The sequence below is a fragment of the Paludisphaera mucosa genome, assembly GCF_029589435.1.
GTDB classification, from domain to species: domain Bacteria; phylum Planctomycetota; class Planctomycetia; order Isosphaerales; family Isosphaeraceae; genus Paludisphaera; species Paludisphaera mucosa.
Genome location: NZ_JARRAG010000002.1, coordinates 1,142,971 through 1,159,139, shown reverse-complemented (window position 1 = coordinate 1,159,139; position 16,169 = coordinate 1,142,971). Strand labels below are relative to the sequence as shown.

At 72.2% G+C, this 16,169-nt stretch carries 13 protein-coding genes; 2 read left to right on the top strand and 11 right to left on the bottom strand.

All coding sequences use genetic code 11. From position 1 onward, the window contains the following. Positions 1-52 precede the first annotated feature (52 nt). On the bottom strand, positions 53-601 hold the full coding sequence (locus PZE19_RS14205) for a hypothetical protein (protein WP_277861287.1): 549 nt from the start codon (positions 599-601) through the stop codon (positions 53-55). Between the two features lie 142 nt (positions 602-743). On the opposite strand from PZE19_RS14205, the gene PZE19_RS14200 reads away from it, so the two are divergent. Further along, on the top strand, positions 744-1,043 hold the full coding sequence (locus PZE19_RS14200) for a hypothetical protein (RefSeq protein WP_277861286.1): 300 nt from the start codon (positions 744-746) through the stop codon (positions 1,041-1,043). Here the strand turns inward: PZE19_RS14200 and PZE19_RS14195 are convergent. The 10 genes from PZE19_RS14195 to PZE19_RS14150 all read right to left on the bottom strand — a co-directional run bounded on the left by PZE19_RS14195 (position 1,040) and on the right by PZE19_RS14150 (position 14,947). After that, the gene (locus PZE19_RS14195) at positions 1,040-3,190 is read right to left on the bottom strand and encodes a LamG domain-containing protein (RefSeq protein WP_277861285.1); all 2,151 of its coding nucleotides are present in this window, start codon (positions 3,188-3,190) and stop codon (positions 1,040-1,042) included. The genes PZE19_RS14200 and PZE19_RS14195 overlap by 4 nt on opposite strands. Positions 3,191-3,226: 36 nt before the next feature. Further along, positions 3,227-3,922, bottom strand: coding sequence for a Uma2 family endonuclease (locus PZE19_RS14190; protein WP_277861284.1), 696 nt, complete (start codon positions 3,920-3,922; stop codon positions 3,227-3,229). 823 nt (positions 3,923-4,745) lie between these two features. Continuing rightward, positions 4,746-5,249: a methylated-DNA--[protein]-cysteine S-methyltransferase gene (locus tag PZE19_RS14185; RefSeq protein ID WP_277861283.1), complete on the bottom strand. Its 504-nt coding sequence runs from the start codon at positions 5,247-5,249 to the stop codon at positions 4,746-4,748. Positions 5,250-5,264: 15 nt separating this feature from the next. Further along, entirely contained in the window at positions 5,265-6,716 is a 1,452-nt protein-coding gene (locus tag PZE19_RS14180) for a DNA-3-methyladenine glycosylase 2 family protein (RefSeq protein WP_277861282.1), read from the bottom strand. 86 nt (positions 6,717-6,802) lie between these two features. After that, positions 6,803-7,636 (bottom strand): M17 family peptidase N-terminal domain-containing protein, encoded by an 834-nt coding sequence (locus PZE19_RS14175; protein WP_277861281.1) that lies wholly within the window; start codon positions 7,634-7,636, stop codon positions 6,803-6,805. 18 nt (positions 7,637-7,654) lie between these two features. Then, on the bottom strand, positions 7,655-8,368 hold the full coding sequence (locus tag PZE19_RS14170) for an SDR family NAD(P)-dependent oxidoreductase (protein ID WP_277861280.1): 714 nt from the start codon (positions 8,366-8,368) through the stop codon (positions 7,655-7,657). A gap of 67 nt (positions 8,369-8,435) precedes the next feature. Continuing rightward, positions 8,436-9,437, bottom strand: coding sequence for an isopenicillin N synthase family dioxygenase (locus PZE19_RS14165; RefSeq protein WP_277861279.1), 1,002 nt, complete (start codon positions 9,435-9,437; stop codon positions 8,436-8,438). A gap of 18 nt (positions 9,438-9,455) precedes the next feature. Next, entirely contained in the window at positions 9,456-11,327 is a 1,872-nt protein-coding gene (locus tag PZE19_RS14160; RefSeq protein ID WP_277861278.1) for an amidohydrolase, read from the bottom strand. A gap of 52 nt (positions 11,328-11,379) precedes the next feature. Further along, positions 11,380-11,817, bottom strand: coding sequence for a hypothetical protein (locus PZE19_RS14155; RefSeq protein ID WP_277861277.1), 438 nt, complete (start codon positions 11,815-11,817; stop codon positions 11,380-11,382). A gap of 4 nt (positions 11,818-11,821) precedes the next feature. Next, positions 11,822-14,947, bottom strand: coding sequence for a PSD1 and planctomycete cytochrome C domain-containing protein (locus PZE19_RS14150; protein ID WP_277861276.1), 3,126 nt, complete (start codon positions 14,945-14,947; stop codon positions 11,822-11,824). A 280-nt stretch (positions 14,948-15,227) separates the two neighbouring features. Between PZE19_RS14150 and PZE19_RS14145 the strand changes: the two genes are divergently transcribed. Further along, the gene (locus tag PZE19_RS14145) at positions 15,228-16,145 is read left to right on the top strand and encodes a glycosyltransferase family 2 protein (RefSeq protein WP_277861275.1); all 918 of its coding nucleotides are present in this window, start codon (positions 15,228-15,230) and stop codon (positions 16,143-16,145) included. Positions 16,146-16,169: the final 24 nt, after the last annotated feature.

Sequence of the window (16,169 nt, the reverse complement as noted above, 5' to 3'; positions counted from 1 at the left end):
GGCGTCTTTTTTTCATCTCATCCCGCGGTCTCGACGAGGTTCGTCGCGGGCCTCACTTCGGGGCGCGGGTCAGCTCGAAGGTGGTCGGGCCCACCTTTTCGGCGCCCTGATTGCAGTCCCATTCCGACACGATCTTGCCGTCGGGATGGAAGTTCATGACGAGGCCGCTGATGTACATGTCCTTGGACGGGTCGATGTTCGCGCCGCCGTCGAAGACGAAGACCAGGCGGTCGGCCGTCGACGCGGCCCTGTCCAGCTTCAGCCGGGGCTGGTTCTTGATGGCGCAGTAATGGGTCATCTTGAGGTCGTCGCCGTCGAGGTGGTAGACCGAGATCATCTCCATCGGGGTGTCGGGGGAGGAGGTCTCCACCAGGGCCGAGCCGGCGCCGGTGAGCTTGTACCGGACCACGTCGGAGCCCTCGCCTTCGCCGCCGTTGCAGGGCTTGGAGTTCTTCCACTCGCCCACGACCGTCTTGAGGCGGTCGAAGGCCGCCTTGGCCGTCACCGGCGAGGACTTCTTCCCCTCGTCCCCCGCGCCCAGGGCGGTGGCGACGAGGCTCGCGGACAGGACCAGGACGTTGAACGTAAAGATTCGCAGCATGAGAACCTCCCTATAATCCGTTTGGGACGCGTCTTGAATTTCGGCCGTCCGGGGCCACGCTCCGGTCGCTCCGCCACCAGGGACGCCGAAACATACATCGCTGGTGTACGGACGTCAAGTTCGCCGGGAGAATTTTCGAAAGATGGCTCAATTGAACATGTCGATCGAGCACGGCCAGCCGTGGGACGCCGCGCGGGCGAACTTCGAGACGGCGATCGAGAAGGCGCGCGAGGAGCATGCGCGGTGGATCCGGAGCGTGGAATGGTCGAATGACCGGACGTCGGCGACCCTGATCGGCCCGGCGTACGAGGTCGTGCTGAACCTCGATCCGACGCACGTCCATGCGCGCGGGAAGGTGCCCCTGGCGATCAAGCTGCTGGAGCCCTCGGTGCGGCGGTTCGTCGAGCGGACCTTGCGGAGCCAGAAGCCGGATCCGGCCTAATCCAGCGAGGGGTCGAAGGCGGCGCGGACGTGCTCGGCGACCTCGTCGGCGGACAGGACCCGGTCGTAGACGGCGACCTCGTCGAGCTTGCCTTCGAGGCTCTCGGCGTGGTCCCCCCGGTCGCCGAGGGTGAAGGTGGAGGCGGCGCCGCGCGGCAGCGGGTCGACGTCGGCGTCGGCCTCGACGTCCAGGGCCCCGTCGAGATAGACGAGCACGCGGCGGCCCTGGCGGACGAGCGCGAGGTGGTGCCACGCCTTCGGCGCGACGTCCGCCTTGCCCACGGTCGCCGGGGCGGACTTGGCGTCGCCGTGGGTGAAGACGAGGCGGTTGGGCGGAGTCCCCGCGACGGCCCCCGAGAGGTGGACCGCGTCGCCCGGCGCGGCGCTGCGGCCGCGCTCGAACAGCACGCCGGCGACGGCCCGGCCGGCGGGCTCGAGGCCGTTCCAGAACCAGAGGTCGACGGAGTAAACCTCGGGCGAGAGGGGGAGGTCGGCCGTGATCGCGCCGCCGGCCAGGTGCGAGGCCCGGTCGATCGCGCCGCCCGAGGCGCGGAAGCCCGGCAGGTCGGGTCCCGGGAGGAAGAGGGCGACCCCGCCTCGACGTCGCGCCGCGCGCTCGCGGCCGGTCGCGTCGAGGGCGTCGGCGCCGTCCATCTCGTCGAGCCGCCAGAAGGCCGCGGGCCGCGCGCCGAGGACGATCCCGGCGTACCGCGTCGCCGCGGGGCGTTCGCCGCGACGGGGCTTGCCGGCGACCCGCTCCAGCAGGCCGAGCGCGGCGTCGAGGATCTTCGGCTCGGCCTGGACCTCCAGCCCGGCGGTGCGGGCGGGCCACGTCGTGTAGCCGCCGAGGGCGTGCTGCTCGGGGGGCGGGATGTAGCCCTCGGAGCCGTTGGCCAGCTCGACGTTCATCGTCAGCGGGAGCGGGCTGCGGGCCTTGAGCTTCAGGCCGGTGAGGGCGTAGACCTCGTCGGGGATGGCGACGATCCCCAGGTCGCCGACGCGGACCGCCTGGAGCTTGAGCGTCCGCTCGGGCTCGTCGTGCAGGTGGACCGCTTCTTTAGGATAGACCTCGCCGATCGACTTGGGGGGACGGTCGCCCATGGCCGCGACGATCTTGCGGGCCCATTCCAGCCGCTCGGGGCCGGGCGTGCGGCGGCCGAGGGTGAGGGTGGTCTCGGCCATCGCCAGGGCGGGCCGGTCCTGATAGCTCTTGATGGTTTGATAGGCCCGGAAGGCCGACGCGGCGACCTGCTCGGCGTAGGCGTCGAGGCCGGGGTCGGCCTTGGGCTTGCCGTAGTCCATCCACTGCTGGTCGCCGCTGGTCCCCTGCGACATGATGCAGATCGGCGCGGGGCCGTCGGGGGCGATCTTCCTGGCCAGGGACGCGGCGAACCGGCCGTAGTAGTCGGCCGAGACGGGCGTGGCGCCGTAGTAGTGCATCGAGTAGTTCGCCAGCACGGCGATCGGCCGGCCGCCGGGCGCGCGGATCGCCAGCACGGTGAGCGCGGGGTCGGAAGGGCCCGAGGGGGCGATGGCGTCGGGGTTGACGTGGCCGGGGTGCATGTTGGCCCGGACGGTTTTGTCGCCGAACGGGTCCTCGCCGATCCGGTCGGGCCGGCGGATCCAGCGCCGGGTGTGGGTGTGCTCGGGATCGTCGACGACGCCCCAGCCGACCTCCGCCGGCGCGAGCGCGGCCGCGGCCTTCTCGATCGCCTCGGCGATCTTGCCGGGCAGGAAGGCCGCGTACGCGGGGTCGACGGGGGTCCCGAGCGCCCCCATGACCGAGGGGGCGGTGTGGGTGTGGGTCGCGGCGACGAGCATCCGGTCGACGGCGATGCCGGTCGACTTCGACGCCCGCGCCTTGGCGTCGTCGATCAGCTCGCGGGGCATCATGCAGCTGTCGACGATCACGATCGCCAGCCGGCTCGTCCCGTCGTCGAGGACGATGCAGCGAGCATGAAGGGGGTCCTCATTCGCGGTCGCCGTCGCCTGCAGGAAGCCGCCGTTGACGATCACCGGGAAGGCCGTCGGCGAGACGTCCACCGTCGCCGCCCCGGCGCGGAAGCCCGCCCCGTCCCCGGCCTGCGCCCCGGTCGCGCCCAGGATCGCCGTCGCCATCACCAACAGCCCGCGGATCGCCGTCTTCATCAAGGTGCCTCAATCATCGAGTTGTTCGCGCCAAGCTCAATCGACCGACTCGCCCAGCTCCCGAAGCCGCGCCGCGAGACGCTCGGCGCGGAGCCGTGCGGCCTCGGCGCGCCCTTCTGCGGCCTCGGCTCGCAGGCGTTCGGCCTCGGCGGCCTCCTGCATCTCCAGGGCCGTCCGGAACGGCGAGCCGTCGGGGTGGCGGATCGTGAGACTTTCCGATTCTTCGCCGGGCTCGAAGCGGACCCCCAGCCGGGGGCTGACCCAGCCTTTCAGGTCGGGAATTTCCCGGAGTCGGCCGCCCTCGTGAAGCCAGCCCTGGAGGACGCCGTCGTCGGGGTCGTAGATGTAGTATTCCTCGACGCCGCAGTCGTCATAGATGCGGAACTTGCGGTTCATCTCGAAGACCCGGTTGCCGGGCGAGAGGATCTCGAAAACGACCTGGGGCGCGATCCCGCCTTCCGCCCACTGCTTGTAGGAGCCGCGATCGCCCTTGGACCGGCCGAAGACGACCATGACGTCGGGCGCCGTGCGGGACTTGGGATCCCCTTCCTGGAAATACCACAGGAGGTCGCCGGCCACGAAGACGTCGGGGCGGTCGCGGAAGAGGAATTCGAGCCCTTCCTTGATCAGGACGATCCAGCGGAATTGCACCGTGTCGTCCGACATCGGCTGGCCATCGCTGTCCGGGTAGAGGAGCGAGTCGCTCCGGGGTGTCAGGGCCGACGTGCTCATGATCGCGTCCACCTCGGGGTCGTGGGCCTCCATCGGAGCTGCGCGACAGTATGGGCGCGAAGCCGCCGGCGGATCAAGGCGACGACGCGGGCCACTCCCCAGGCGACCGCCTTGGCTCGCCCCGTCGATCAGGGCGGATTTGCGTGCGCCGACGGCAGTTTCGATGGTCGAAACGAGAGGCCTTCCGACGCCTTCCTCCCTCGCGGCAAAGGTATCGCCACACCTCGTTCGACGGGCGGATTGACGGCCTTCGGGGTAAGCCGGGCCGGCATGGCTGCCATCTCGGCCCCCCGGATCGTCGGCGTCGGGCTCGGTCCCGGAAGCTCGCGAGCGAGCACGCGCACGCCGTCGTCGCGACGGCCGCGGGGATCTCGGCGTCGCCGGGGGCGGCGCGGGCCGGGGCCCGGTTCCTCGACCGTGACGAGATCCCCTTCCACGCCCCGATCGAGCCGGCCCGGGACGCCTCCGCCGCTCGAACGAGGCGGACCTGGGCCGCGAGCCGGGCTCGGCCCTGGTCGTCGACGCGGCCGACGGCCGGCCGACGGGGCCGATGGGGTTCCGGCTCCGCACCGCCGCCGGGATGCTCGCGACGCGCCTGCCGGGGCCCCGGATGGGGCGCGAGGTCGAGTCGACCGCCCCGGCCCCGCTCGCCGGCCCGGGGCGGCCGCCGGCGATCGACCACCTGACGCGCGCCGAGGACCTCGGCGTGATCCTCGCCCTCGCCCGCCGCGTCCTCCCCGGCCCATTCCCCCGACGCCCCGCAGGGCCGGCTCGAGAAGTCGCGCCCAAACCTATGCCGCGAAGGGGGGGGAAGGCGTCGGGCTCAGCCCGCGAAGCGGGCCTCGTGGTCGAGGAGCCAGCGCTTGCAATCGAGCCCGCCGGCGTATCCCGTGAGCGCGCCGCCCGAGCCGACGACGCGGTGGCAGGGGACGACGATCGAGATCGGGTTGCGGGCGTTGGCGTGGCCGACCGCCCGGCCGGACCCGGGCCGCCCGAGCCGCCGCGACAGCTCGCCGTAGCTGACGCGCTCGCCGAAGCGCAGGGCCCGCAGCGCGCCCCAGACGGCCTGCTGGAAGTCGGTCCCCCGGGGTGCCATCGGCAGGTCGAACAGGCGACGCTCGCCGCCGAAGTAAGCCTGGAGTTGGCCCTCGACCTGCCGGAAGGGGCCCGGATCCCGCCTCCAGGAGTCTTCGACGACCCCGCCGCGGCCGTGGTGCTCGGTGTACAGGTGCGAGAGGGCCTCGCCGTCCGACACGAGCAGCAGCTCGCCGACGGGGCTCGGCATGGTCGTGTAGTAGGTGGTCGCGGTCGTGGTCATCGCGTTCATCGCAATCGCTCCCGTTCAGCGGCCGTCGGTCGGCCTGTTCCACAAGTGCATCGCCGCGTAGGCCCGCCAGGGCCTCCAGGCTTCGGCCATCGCCAGGACCTCGCCGGCGGGCCTCCCCCCCAGGGCCTTGCGCAGGCCGAGGTCGGTGTGCGGGAAGGCGTCCGGCCACCGCCAGCCCCGCATGGCGATGTAGTGGGCCGTCCACGGCCCGACGCCCGGGATCGCCGTCAGCCGCTCCAGGCCGGCGGCCGGATCGGGCCCGGCGTCGAGCGACACGGCCCTGTCGCAAACGGCCCTCGCCAACGCCCGCACGCATTCGGCGCGGGCCGCGACCAGGCCCAGGCCGGTCAGCTCGTCGAGCCGGGCGTCGGCGACCCGCGCGGGCGAGGGGCTCAGCCGGCTCAACTGGGGGACGGGCGTCTCGACCGGCTCGCCGAAGGCCGCCGCGAGGCGGCCCGCGAGCGTCGTCGCCCCGCGCACCGAGACCTGCTGGCCCAGCACGGCGCGGACGGCCAGCTCGAAGCCGTCGAACGCCCCGGGGACGCGGAGCCCCGGGTTGCTCCGGACCTCCTCGCCCAGGTCGTCGTCACGGCCCAGATGCTCGGCGATCGCGTCGGGCCGGGCGTCGAGGTCGAAGAGGTTGCGCAGCCTCCCGAGCAGCGCGGGCAGGCCGCGCGCCGAGCCCATCGGCAGGTCGACCACCAGCGCGTGGCGGCCGGCGGCCGGCTCGACCTTGATCCAGCTCCGGACCTCGCCCAGGTCCACGGTCCGGTAGTACGAAGCGCCGACGACCGCCTCGACCCCCGCGGCGGCCCGGCCGGAGAGGAACCGGAGCAGGGCCGCCCAGTCGAGGGGCGGGCGATACGCGAGGGTCAGCCGGATCCGCCCGTCGCAGGACTTCGCGCCGCCGGACCTCCGGAAGTCGCGGGGCGTGAGGCGATACCGGGCCCGGAAGAGGGCGTTGAACCGCCGGACGCTGGCGAACCCGCTGGCGAAGGCGACGTCGATGATCGGCAGCCCCGTGTCGGTCAAAAGCTGCTTGGCGAGCAGGAGGCGGTGCGTCTGGGCCAGCTCGACCGGCGAGACTCCCAGCTCCTGCCGGAGGACTCGCCGGAGGTGCCGCGACCCGATCCCCATCTCGCCGGCCAGAGCCTCGAGGCCCCCCTCGTCGTCCATCGCCCCCGCACCGATCCGCTTCGCGGCGAGCCTCGCGGTCCGGCCGACCGCGTCCACGGGCGCATCGCCGGGGGCCAGCTCGGGGCGGCAGCGCAGGCAGGGCCGGTACCCCGCCCGCTCGGCGGCCGCTGCGCCCGGGAAGAACCGGCAGCGGTCCCGCCCCGGCGTGCGCGCCGGGCAGATCGGCCGGCAGTAGATGTGCGTCGACGTCACCCCGACGAAGAACAGCCCGTCGAATCGCGGGTCGCGGGCGGTCAACGCGCGATAGCAAAGGTCGGGTTCGATCTCCATGACCGAATCTTACGGGCTCCGCGGGCCGGAGTCTGGCCGTTTTCGGACCTGGCAAGAGAAGGTCGTTCGACCCGCCCGCGAATCCCTCATCGACCCTGGCGATAGGGCTTGTCGCCGCGTGCCGCGATCGCGGACCCGGCCTCCTCGACGGCCTTCCTCAGGCCGACGACGGTCTCGTCGAAGTAGGCGGGGCCGGCCTCGACTTCCCAACCTTCGAGCGTCCACGGCGCCGCCAGGCCCTGCGCCTGGAGCCGCTTCTCGGTGTCGTAGGCGAGGAAGGCCCCCCGAGCGACGGCCTGCGCGACGGCCCCGGTCGCGATCCGGGAATCCCCCTGGTCGCGGATCAGCGGGGCGAACGCGACCCGATCGGCGCGGAGCCGGACCGCCTCGCGGAGCGCGACCTTGCCGACCTGTTCCATCCGCTCCAGCGACAGCGAGCCCTCGTCGCCCAGGCCGATGAGCAGGAGCGATCGGGCCTTGATCGCGTCTTTCGGCGGGACGATCAGGATCGTCTCCAGCGCCTCGCCCGCGAACTCGCCCCGGTCGCGGAGCGCCGCGACGACCCCGCCGAGGTGCCTGTCCAGCTCGACCGCCGCCCCCTTCGTCACGTCGCCGGCCGGCTTGTGCCTGAAGTAGCAGACGATCTGGAGCGCGACGTCGGCCGTGTAGGGGCCCTCCATCCGGACCTTCACCGGCAGGCCGCCGGGGGCTTGCAAAGCCTCCTCGCGGACGGCGTCCTGCGCCGGGGCGGCGACGCAGGCGAATGCGAACATCGCGAGGAATGCGGGCGTGGGGCGATTCCGTCGGACGTGCGAATTCATGATGGCCTCGGCTGCCTCATCGCTGGCGGTGTGGGGTGGTGCGGCCGGCATCTCGGCGGCCGGTCCTTCGCGGGCGGTCTGGATCGTCACGATCGGCATGGTCGTCCCCCTTCGGCCTCACCAATGGCCGGCGTGCGCGCCGCCGTCGACGTGCAAGGTCTCGCCGGTGATGAACGCGGCCGACTCCAGATACAGCACCGCATCGACGATCTCCTGGACCTCGCCCAACCTCCCCAGCGGGTGCATCGCGGCGAGGGCGGCGAGCGTCTCCGGGGCGTGCATCGGCGTCTTGATGTTGCCCGGCGCCACGGCGTTCACGCGGATGCCCCTGTCCGCGTACTCGATCGCCAGCGACCTCGTCACGGCGTCCAGCCCCCCCTTGGTGAGGGAAGCCAGCGCCGACGGCGCGCCCTTCACGGGCTGGCCCACCAGCGTCGTCGTCATGTTTACGATGTGCCCGCCGCCCTGCGTGAGCATCTGCCGTAGGGCCCGTTGCGACACGTGGAAGAACCCCGCGAGGTTCACCGAGATCTTGCGGGCGAAGTCGGCCTCGGTGTAATCGGTGAACGGCTTGGAAATGAAGACGCCGGCGTTGTTGACCAGCGTATCGACCCGGCCGAACGTCTCGACGGCGCCTTCGATCACCCGGGCCGCGACTCCCGGATCGGCGATGTCGCCGGCGATCGCCAGCACGTCCGCCGAGGCGGAGTCCTCGATGGAACGCGAGTTGGCCACGACGCGGTAGCCGCGGTCGAGGAACCCGCGGACGAGCCCCGCCCCGATCCCCTGCGACGCGCCGGTGATGACGGCGACTTTGGGTGTGGAACTCACGGCGAACCTCCCACTTCGACGAGAACCGATTTCGAGCTTACTCCCCCGGGGGGGCCGGATCGCCGCTTCAGAGCACCGACGCCCGCAGCTCGGGGAAGACCTTGCCGACCTTGGCGAGCAGGTAGTCGCCGTAGGTCCCGTCGAACGCGTGGACGCTGGCGCGGTCCCAGCGCTCGTCCCGGTCGTCGTCGATCGCGCCCCGGCCCGGGACGTCGATCGGCCGGACCCGCGCCGTGAAGGCGGGGTCGAAGAAGAAGGGGAACGAGAGCCGGTCGCGGGGCGCGGGGTTGCGGACGCGGTGCGGCGTCGAGCGGTAGAGGCCGCCGGTCATGCGGTCGAGCATGTCGCCGATGTTGCAGACGAACGAGCCGGGCAGCGGCGGCGCGGGGACCCACCGCGACCGCGACTTGACCTCCAGCCCACCGGCGTCGTCCTGGAGCAAGATCGTCAGCAGGCCGTAGTCGGTGTGCTCGCCCACGCCCCAGAGGCCCGGGTCGGCGGGCGGCGGGTAGTTGAAGATGCGGAAGAGGGTCAGCGGCTCGCCAAGGATCCGCTCGGCGAAGTACGCCTCGTCGAAGCCCAGGCTCAGGGCGACGCCGGCCATCAGCCGATGGCCCAGCCCCGTGAGCGCGGCCATGTATTCGAGCACCGCCTCGCGGAAGCCGGCGGGCTCGTCCGGGAAGAGGTTGGGGCCGTGCAGCGGCGTCCCGGCCCGGACGCGAGGGTCGTCGGCCGGCAGCTCGGCGCCGAAATACACGCCCTCCTTCTGGTCCGGCTGACCGGACGTCAGCTCGTCGCCGACGCGGAAGTAGCCCCGCCAGGCGCGGCCCCCCAGGGCCATCCGGATGCGCATCTTGCGTTCCAGGTCGAGCGCGAAGAAGGCCCGGCTCAGCTCGCGCAGGCGGCCTTGCAGCCCCTCGTCGACGCCGTGGCCGACGACGTAGAAGAAGCCCGACTCGCGGCAGGCCGCGCCCAGGCGCGCCGCGATCTCGCGCCGGCCGGGCCCGCCGGCGACCAGCTCGGCCACGTCGATGATGGGGATGTGCGAGAAGTCGCCCGCCTCGTTCATGCGATCGTCCTCGGATGGTCAGAAGGCGAAGCAGTCGCAGCCCAGGCCCATGCCGCCGCGGCGGCCGGCGTCGACCGTCGCGCCCAGCCTGTGGAGCAGGGCGTGGAGCCGCGACGGCGAGGGGACGCAGCAGCTATGCGAGGACGCCTGCGCCCCGGCCGACTTCGCGGCGACGTTGTGGTAGCCGCCGTAGAGCTTCACCGGCGACCAGTCGGGCGTGACCGGGAGCGGCGGCGGGTCGAGGTCGCGGAACGGCCCCTTCGCGTAGACGGGCCGGCCGCCGAGGATCGTCAGGACGGATTCGATCCCCTTGATCCGTTCCTCGGGGACCGAGAAGTAGTCGTCCGAGAGCACGGCCAGGTCGGCGAGGTATCCGGGGGCGATAAGGCCCTTGGCGTCGTCCTCGCCCGAGAACCAGGCGCTGCCGTGGGTGTAGCGGCGGAGGGCCTCCATGCGGTCGAGGCGGGCGGACTCGGGGTAGAGCGTCGCGCCGCCGACCGTCTTGCCGGCGGTCATCCAATAGAGGGCGACCCAGGGGTTGTAGCTCGCCACCCGGGTCGCGTCGGTCCCCGCGCCGACGGGGATCCCCATCGTCAGCATCTTCCGGAACGGCGGCGAGTGCGCGGCGGCCTCGGCCCCGTAGCGGTCGACGAAGTACTCGCCCTGGTAGGCCATGCGGTGCTGGATCGCGATGCCGCCGTCGAGCGCCTTCACGCGCTCCAGGTTCCGCTCGTCGATCGTCTCGGCGTGGTCGAAGAACCAGCGCAGGCCGTCGAAGGGGACCTCGCGGTCGACGGCCTCGAAGACGTCGAGGAACCGCGTGATCGACTCGTTGTACGTCGCGTGGATCCGGAAGGGCCAGCGGTGCTCGGCCAGCAGCCTCACGACCTTGTGCAGCTCGGCCTCCATGCCGGCGGCGAGGTCGGGCCGGGGTTCGAGGAAGTCCTCGAAGTCGGCGGCCGAGAAGACGAGCATCTCGCCCGCGCCGTTCATGCGGAAGCGGTCGTCGCCGGCGCCCGGCTTCGTCATCGTCACCCACTTCGAGAAGTCGTCGAACTCCTGCTTCGGTCGCTGGGTGAAGAGATTGTAGGCGATCCGGACGGTCAGCTCGCCGCGTTTGTGCAGGGCGTCGACGACCTGGTAGTCCTCGGGGTAGTTCTGGTATCCGCCGCCGGCGTCGATGGCGCTGGTGATCCCCAGGCGGTTCATCTCGCGCATGAAGTGGCGGGTGGAGTTCTCCTGGTACTCGGGCGGCAGCTTCGGCCCCTTGGCGAGGGTCGAATAGAGGATCATGGCGTTGGGCCGGGCGATCAGCATGCCGGTGGGCTCGCCGGCCTTGTCGCGCTGGATCTCGCCGCCGGGCGGGTCGGGCGAATCTTTGGTGTAGCCGCAAGCCCGCAGCGCGGCGGCGTTGAGCAGGGCTCGGTCGTACAGGTGGAGGATGAACGCGGGCGTCTCGGGCGCGGCGGCGTTGATCTCGTCGAGGGTGGGGAGCCGACGCTCGGCGAACTGGAACTCGGTCCAGCCGCCGACCACGCGGACCCACTGCGGCGGCGGCGTGCGCCGGGCCTGCTCCTTGAGCATCCGCAGGGCGTCGGCGAGGCTCGGCACGCCGTCCCAGCGCAGTTCCAGGTTGAAGTTCAGCCCGCCGCGGATCAGGTGCAGGTGCGAGTCGTTCAGCCCGGGGATCGCCGTCCTGCCCTGCAGGTCGACGACCTTCGCGGCGGGCGTCCTGAGCTTCAGGATCTCGGCGTCGTCGCCCACGGCCACGAACCGGCCGCCGCCGATCGCCACGGCCTGCGCGAAGGGCTCGCGGGCGTCGAGCGTGGCGATCCTGCCGTTGTGGAGGATCAGGTCGATGGCCTCCGCCTTTCGCGAGTCATCCGACATGAGAGACTTCCTTGGTATCGATGTCAGCCGCGAGGATCATGCCGACGAGAGATCAGACGACCGGCCGCGTTCGTCGAGCGAGGAGCCAGTAACAACCACCGACGAGCGTGCTGACGAACCATCCGATCGCGCAAACACAGGCGATGTTGTGCCAGTTCGGGTCGGACCATCGTTCGCCGGCGAAGCACAAAAGGATAGCGAGGACCGCGCCGCTCAGGAGGATGAGGACCACATCGCCCCGTCGACGCCAGGCTGCTGCTATGGCGAGCGCGACGAAGAGGCTCCAGGCGACCCAGACGGCGAAGGTCACTTCATTGACATAGTTTAAGGCGTCGGGGTGCAGGGGATGGCCGAAGATGAAACGGAGGAGGCTCTCGACGTCCCCACGGCCGAGGACGATGAGTCCGCTCGCCGCGAGCCAGAGCGCCACGAACGGGGCGACGACCCACGGCCGCCGGTCGATTTTACGAGCGGCCGCGTCCATGTCCACCTCGTCACTCCTTGGTCACCGCCTCGTCGAGGTTCAGCAGGACGCGGGCGACGGCCGTCCAGGCGGCGAGTTCGGGGAGGTCCGTCCCTTCGGGCGTGGCGAGCAGAGGCGAGGGAGGGGTCGCGGATTTCGCGCCGGCGACGAGGGCGGCGTCGAGCTTGCCCTCGCGGAAGCGGGCGAGCTGGTCGGCGTGGTAGGCGAGGACGCGGGGCCGCTCGTCGTCGCGGGGAGGGCGGCCCAGGGCGAGGAGGAAGGCGTGGTCGAGGCGGGCGTCGGCCGCCGGCGAGGAGGACTCGCGGAGGACGCGGCGGGCGAGGGCCTGGGCGGCCTCGACGAAGACGACGTCGTTGAGCATCGCGAGCGCCTGGAGCGGCGTGTTGGACCGCTCGCGGCGGACGCAGGCGACGTCGGGCGACGGGGCGTCCATCGTGGCGAACGAGGCGTAGGGGGACGTCCGCTTCAGGAACGTGTACAGGCCCCGGCGGTAGCGGTCGGCCCCGACGCTCGGCGTCCAGCCCTCCTGGCCGTACGCCAGCGAGGTCGCGCCGTCGGGCTGCGGCGGCCGCACGCTCGGGCCGCCGATGCGCGCGTCGAGCAGGCCGGCGGACGCCAGCGCCGCGTCGCGGATCGTCTCGGCCCCGACGCGGAACCGCGGCCCCCGGGCCAGCAGCTCGTTCCTGGGGTCGCGGGCCACCTGCTCGGGCGTCGCGCGGCTGGCCTGGCGGTAGGTCGCGCTCGTGACGATCAGCCGGTGCATGGCCTTGAGGCTCCAGCCGCGGCGGGGCAGCTCGGTCGCCAGCCAGTCGAGCAGCTCGGGGTGCGTGGGCCGCGAGCCCTGGGCGCCGAAGTCCTCGGGCGTCGTCACCAGGCCCCGGCCGAAGTAAGCTTGCCAGACCTGGTTCATGACGACCCGGCCGACCAGCGGGTTCTCGGGGGCGACCAGCCAGCGGGCGAACGACAGCCGGTTCGCCGGCGCCCCCGAGGGCAGGGGGGGCAGCACCGCCGGGACGCCCGGCTGCACCGGGTCGGCCGTCTTGAGGAACTCGCCGCGCTTGTGGATGCGGGTCGTCCGGGCGTGGTCCGGGGTGCGCTCGCGCATGACCATCGTCGTCGCGAACTTCGGCTCCGAGGCCCGCAGCGCAGCGATCGGCTTGCGGGCCTCGGCCAGCTCGGGGGCGACCGCCAGATAATGCCGCGTGAGGGCTTGCACCTGTTCCGCCGACCGTTGCGAGGGCTCGACCAGCAGGATCTCCTCGATCTCGGCCGGGACGCCCGACGCCGAGACCGGCCGGGGGTCGGTCGCGACCGAGATCCGGAACCGGCCGATGGTCGTCTGGTGGATGAACTCCTGGTGGAGCGTGAGGTGCAGCTCGGTCGGCCGGCCATCGCCCAGGTCGTCGGCCAGCTCGAAGACCGCCGCGTGGGGCTTGCCCACGCCGCCGGTCACGCTCCAGCCGGTGTCCGAGACGCCGTCGACGGCCATCGCCGCCGACCGCCCCTCGGCGGTGAAGTCCTGGGTCGCGCGGGCGAACTTCAGGGGCCTCGCCGGCTCGGCCGAGCCCTCGGGCCGGGCCGTCGCCTGGAACTCGGTCAGCAAAAAGTCGCCGACCTGGAACAGGGGCGCGCGGCCGGGCCCGCCCTCGGGCAGGCTGGGGTCGGGGAGGACTTCCAGGCGGATCGCCGTGGCCTTCAGGGGGGTCTTGAGGTCGACCTCGTACACGTCGTTGTTGGGCTTGTCGCCCGAGGCCAGCACCGAGCCGTCGGGCTGGACGGTCATCGTGGCGTTCTTCCGCGAGACCACCTTCGTCGGCGTCAGGACGGTCCAGCGCGCGGGGTGCAGGGAGCGCTCCCAGGCGTCCTGCTTCGCCCCGAGCGACTCGGGGCCTTCGGCCGGATAGCGCGTCGCGAGGGCCGCTTCCATCTCTTTGGCCCGGGCCTCGACGGCCTCGCGGCGGACGGCGACGGCCGGGTCGGGGATCTCGACCTCGGGCTCGTCGGCGTTGTCGAGGAAGGCGAAGAGCTGGTAATACTCGCGCTGGGTGATCGGGTCGTATTTATGCGTGTGGCACTGCGCGCACTGGATGGTCAGCCCGAGCCAGGTCGCGCCCGTGGTGGCGACGCGGTCGACGACGGCGGCGAAGCGGAACTCCTCGACGTCGATGCCCCCTTCTTCGTTGATCATGGTGTTGCGGTGGAAGCCGGTGGCCGTGAGCTGGTCGATCGTGGGGTTCGGCAGCAGGTCGCCGGCGATCTGCTCGACGGTGAAGCGGTCGAAGGGCATGTCGGCGTTGAAGGCGCGGACGACCCAGTCGCGGTAGGGCCAGATCGAGCGTTCGCGGTCCTTCTCGTAGCCGTTGGTGTCGGCGTAGCGGGCGCGGTCGAGCCAGTGCCGGCCCCATTGCTCGCCCAGCCGGGGCGACGCCAGCAGGCGGTCGACCTGGCGTTCGTAGGCGTCGGGCCGGTCGTCGGCGAGGAAGGCGTCGACCTCGTCGGGCGTCGGCGGCAGGCCGATCAGGTCCAGGCTCAGGCGGCGGATCAGGGTTCGGCGGTCGGCCTCGGGCGCGGGCTCCAGGCCCTCCTTCTCGATCCTCGCCAGGACGAAGCGGTCGATTGGGTTCCGGGGCCATTCGCCGCGCCTCACGTCGGGCGTCGGGGCCTCTTTCGGGGGGACGAACGACCAGTGGTCGACGGCGGCCGAGGCCGGCTTCGCCGCGTCGGCCCAGGGCGCGCCCCGGTCGATCCAGGCGCGGAGGACGCCGACCTCCTCGGCGGTCAGGGGGTCGCCGCCGCCCTCGGGGGGCATGGCGGCGTCCGGGTCGGTGCGGGCGACGGCCAGGATGAGCCGGCTCTCGGCGCTCTTGCCGGGGACGATGATCGGGCCGTCGTCGCCGCCGGCCATGGCGCGGGCCTTGTCGTGCAGGGCCAGGCCCGCCTGCTGCTTCTTCGCGCCGTGGCAGCGGAGGCAGCTCCGTTCGAGGAGGGGGGCGACGTCGCGGGCGAAGTCGACCTCGCGCGCCGCCGGCGGCGGCAGGTCGGGGGCCGCGTCGTCGCGGGCGGCCGCCGTCGCGGCGAAAGTCGTCAGGAGGAAAACCCACGCCGAGCCCGATCCCCACACGCCGCGTCGCCTCATGAACGGCCTCCCCTTCTTGATGGTCGATTATCCCATCCGCGGCCGGAAAAGGCGACCCATCCGTCATCAGGCGAACGCACGACGGGATTCGGACTGGACGGCTGCGGGAATTCGTGCAGAATGTCGACCGCCAAGTCTGATCCTATCTCTCGACGATCAGGATCGTTCGACGGGGAAGGCCGAGGCAAGGACGCCCGCCGGCCCAGGACCGTCGAGACCCATCGCCCCCGGTCCGTCGACTGCACCAGGGCGGCAATTCCGACGAGCAAGGAGGTTCGCCGTGACGCCGAATCCCCCGGGACGGCCGCACTTCTCCGACGTGCGGGACCACCGATCCCCGCGTATCTGGAGGCAGGACGCGGCGACGACCGGCGACGCCTGGGAAGGCCCGCCTCCGTTCCTCTCCGTCGTGGTCCCGGCCAAGGACGAGGCCGAAAGCCTGCCGCGGCTGGTGGCCGAGATCGCCGCGGCCCTGCGCCCGCTCTGCGACGGCCGCGAGCCCCGGGCCTCGCGGCTGGGGGGCTTCGAGATCCTGATCGTCGACGACGGCTCGACCGACGCGACGCCCCGGGTCCTGCGGATCCTGGAGGTCGAACACCCCGAGCTGCGGCCGATCCGCCTGCGGGCGAACGTCGGCCAGTCGGGGGCGACGGCCGCCGGCATCCGCGCGGCCAGGGGGTCGTGGATCGCCACCCTCGACGCCGACCTCCAGAACGACCCGGCCGACCTGGAGACCCTGTGGCGCGAGCTGCCGGGCCACGACGCGGCCCTCGGCTGGCGGGTCGAGCGGCGCGACAGGTGGATCCGCCGCGTGGTCAGCCGGTGGGCCAATCGGGTCCGCAACGCGGTGCTCGGCCAGGCGATCCTCGACACCGGCTGCTCGGTCCGGATCTTCCGCCGCGACCTCGCCCTGCGGCTGCCGCTCTTCCAGGGCGTGCATCGGTTCCTCGGCCCGCTCCTGATCCGCGAGGGGGCCCGGGTGGTGCAGGTGCCGGTCAACCACCGGGCGCGGCCCCACGGGACCTCGCACTACAACTTCCGGAACCGCTCGTTCCGCGTGCTCGTCGACCTGCTGGGGGTCTCGTGGCTGATGAGCCGGCCGCTGCGTTACGAGGCGTACGAGCCCCGGGGCGTCGATCCCGACCTCGCGCCCGGCGAGGCGGCCGACAGCCGTCGCGCCCGGGACCTCGCCGCCTGACGGCGTCGGGGCCGACGCGGGCGC

What these genes read in the sequence shown, in the direction of transcription:
- PZE19_RS14205 (WP_277861287.1), bottom strand. Translation starts at nt 601, where the DNA reads ATGCTGCGAATCTTTACGTTCAACGTCCTGGTCCTGTCCGCGAGCCTC.
- PZE19_RS14200 (WP_277861286.1), top strand. Translation starts at nt 744, where the DNA reads ATGGCTCAATTGAACATGTCGATCGAGCACGGCCAGCCGTGGGACGCC.
- PZE19_RS14195 (WP_277861285.1), bottom strand. Translation starts at nt 3,190, where the DNA reads ATGAAGACGGCGATCCGCGGGCTGTTGGTGATGGCGACGGCGATCCTG.
- PZE19_RS14190 (WP_277861284.1), bottom strand. Translation starts at nt 3,922, where the DNA reads ATGAGCACGTCGGCCCTGACACCCCGGAGCGACTCGCTCCTCTACCCG.
- PZE19_RS14185 (WP_277861283.1), bottom strand. Translation starts at nt 5,249, where the DNA reads ATGAACGCGATGACCACGACCGCGACCACCTACTACACGACCATGCCG.
- PZE19_RS14180 (WP_277861282.1), bottom strand. Translation starts at nt 6,716, where the DNA reads ATGGAGATCGAACCCGACCTTTGCTATCGCGCGTTGACCGCCCGCGAC.
- PZE19_RS14175 (WP_277861281.1), bottom strand. Translation starts at nt 7,636, where the DNA reads ATGCCGATCGTGACGATCCAGACCGCCCGCGAAGGACCGGCCGCCGAG.
- PZE19_RS14165 (WP_277861279.1), bottom strand. Translation starts at nt 9,437, where the DNA reads ATGAACGAGGCGGGCGACTTCTCGCACATCCCCATCATCGACGTGGCC.
- PZE19_RS14160 (WP_277861278.1), bottom strand. Translation starts at nt 11,327, where the DNA reads ATGTCGGATGACTCGCGAAAGGCGGAGGCCATCGACCTGATCCTCCAC.
- PZE19_RS14150 (WP_277861276.1), bottom strand. Translation starts at nt 14,947, where the DNA reads ATGAGGCGACGCGGCGTGTGGGGATCGGGCTCGGCGTGGGTTTTCCTC.